Source organism: Calidithermus terrae (assembly GCF_003574345.1).
Lineage (GTDB): Bacteria > Deinococcota > Deinococci > Deinococcales > Thermaceae > Calidithermus > Calidithermus chliarophilus.
On sequence record NZ_QXDL01000372.1, the window covers coordinates 1 to 2,062 of the forward strand.

Consider the following 2,062-nt stretch of genomic DNA (forward strand, 5'->3'; position numbering starts at 1 on the left):
CCCCAGCCCCAACCCCCGCCTGAGCCTGTGCGACGCCCAGGGCCAGGTCCTGCGCGTGATCGAGCTGGGCCGCGGCGGCCTGCGGATCGGGCGGTTGGAGGGCAACGACGTGGTGCTCGAGTCCGAGCGGGTTTCCCGCCACCACCTGCGGGTGGACTGGAACGGCGAGCGCGCCGACGTCACCGACCTGGGCTCCACCAACGGCACCTGGCTCTACGGCGGCGGCCCGCCCCAGCAGTTGCTGCCCCAGATGCCCAGCCCCTGGCCCTGGCGCAGCCTGGTGCACCTGGCCCCCTACTGGCTGCGGCTCGACCCGCCCACCACGGCGGGCGGCCAGCGCATCGGGGTGAGCCTCGAGGCCGAGGAGCTCACCCTCCTCCCCGGCGAGCCGGCCCGCCTGCAGGTCAAGCTGATCAACCTGGGCACCTTGGTCGACCACTTCCGGCTGGAGGTGGAGGGGGTTCCCGAGGCCTGGCTGCTGGAGCGGCCCGAGGTCCAGCTCAACCCCGGGCAGCAGGCCGCCGTGCCCCTCGCCGTGCAGGTGCCGCGCGGCCCCGAGGACCGGGCGGGCGAGTACGACGTCAAGGTGTTGGCCCGCTCCCGGGAGAACCCGCGCGAGGCGGGGTCGGCCCCGGCCCGTTGGAGGGTCCTGCCCTTCGCCGAGCACCGGCTGAGCCTCGAGCCCCCCGTCGCCACCGCCCGCCGCACCGCCGTGTACCGGGTCCGGCTGGTCAACACCGGCAACGCGCCCGCCCGCTACGGCCTCCTGGCCGGCGACGATCAGCACCAGCTCGGTTACCGCTTCGACGACCGCAAGGCGCCGGCCCTCGAGCTCAACGAGCGGCAGCGCAACCTGCTGCTGCGCTGGTTCCGCATGGCGACGCGCCCGCTGGAAAACGCCCTGCGCAGCCTGTGGGAACGCACGCTGGGCCCCGTCCTGCGGCGGGCGCAGTGGTACAAGCAGCAGCTCGAGGAGTTCAGCGGCCACGACCCCAACGCCCGCAAACCGCCCGCGGCCCCGCGCCCCGAACGGCCCGAGCCGGCCCCGCAGTTCCGGCTCGAGCCCGGCCAGAGCGTCGAGGTCGCGCTGCGGGTGCGGGCTCCGCTGCGGCTCTTCGGCGCGGTGCGCCCCTACAGCTTCCAGGTGCGCACCGAGGCGCTGGAGTTGCCCGAGGGCGCCCAGGCCAAGCCGCTCAGCGAGGGCGCCCAGTTCAACCACCGGGGCCTGCTGCCGGCGTGGGCCGTGCCGGCGCTGCTCGTGCTGCTCGGCCTGCTGGGCTGGTGGTGGACGCGGCCCCCGAGCATCACCCGCTTCGCCCTCGAGCCCGCCCAGCCCTACGCCGGGCAGCCGGTCACGCTGCACTACCGCGTCAGCGGCGCCAAGCGGCTCGAGCTGCGCCCGCTGGGGGTCAGCCTCGACCCCCGGGGGGAGCGCTACGCCCTGGAGAAGGGCTTCCAGGCCCCCGCCGACCTCACGCTGGTGGCCTACGGGCGCTGGCGCAACAGCCAGGAGCGCCTCACGGTGGCCGTGCGCGAACCTCCCGCCGACCCCCCGGTGATCGAGGCCTTCGAGGCCACCCCGCGCGAGCTGTACCAGGGCCAGCCGGTGCTGCTGCGCTGGAGGGTGCGCGGGGCCCAGAGCGTCACGCTCGAGCCCCTGGGCACCGTGAAGGCCAGCGGCAGCTACCAGGACAGGCCCGACGCCACCCTCACCTACCGGCTGGTCGCCGTCAACCGCGAGCAGCGGGCCGAGCGCAGCCTCAGGGTCACGGTGCGCTTTCCCGCCCCGCGCATCGAGGGCTTCAGCGTCAAGCCCCTGCGCGTGACCCGGGGCGACGGCGCGACCCTCACCTTCTTCTGGCGCACCGCCAACGCCGCCTCCGTCGAGCTCGACGGCGTGGGCACGGTAGGCCCCAGCGGCTCGCAGCAGCTCGCCGCCCCCGAGCAGACCACCGAGTTCACCCTGCGGGCGCGCAACGCCGCGGGCGAGGAGGCCGTGCGCAAGGTGCGGGTCGAGGTGGTCGAGCCCGCCGTGGCCGCGCCCCCGGCCCCGCTGCCGCCC

The 2,062-nt window shown here is 75.6% G+C and carries 1 protein-coding gene; it reads left to right on the forward strand.

Annotation, left to right across the window (positions count from 1 at the left end):
- A partial coding sequence (locus tag Mterra_RS23540; RefSeq protein ID WP_119316823.1) for an FHA domain-containing protein occupies nt 1-2,062 on the forward strand: 2,062 nt, incomplete at both ends.